The organism is Geobacillus sp. G4 (assembly GCF_040327975.1).
In the GTDB taxonomy this organism is placed as follows: Bacteria; Bacillota; Bacilli; order Bacillales; family Anoxybacillaceae; genus Geobacillus; species Geobacillus thermoleovorans.
In genome coordinates this window covers 1-235 of the sequence record NZ_JBEPJY010000150.1, presented here as the reverse complement: position 1 = coordinate 235, position 235 = coordinate 1, and the positions used below count along the sequence as shown (strand labels likewise).

Genomic DNA, 235 nt, shown 5'->3' with positions numbered 1-235 from the left:
AAATAAAGAAAAAATAGTTCTTTTGGAGGGGATGAGGATGTACAAAAAAATATTAGTTCCTATGGATGGATCTGCCCATTCTACACGCGCGCTTGAGCATGCTGTAAAACTTGCCAAAACAGTTGGGTCTGAAAAAATCACGATTTTGCATGTCAATAATTTAAGATTTACAGAGCAGTATTATTTTGTTGATATTTCCAAATTAATTGATGAAGAGAACGAAGCGATTTTAAAA

General features: G+C 33.2%; 1 protein-coding gene. It reads left to right on the top strand.

From position 1 onward, the window contains the following. Positions 1–37: 37 nt before the first annotated feature. On the top strand, positions 38–235 hold a 198-nt coding region (locus ABS784_RS17315; RefSeq protein WP_352513449.1), incomplete at its 3' end, for a universal stress protein.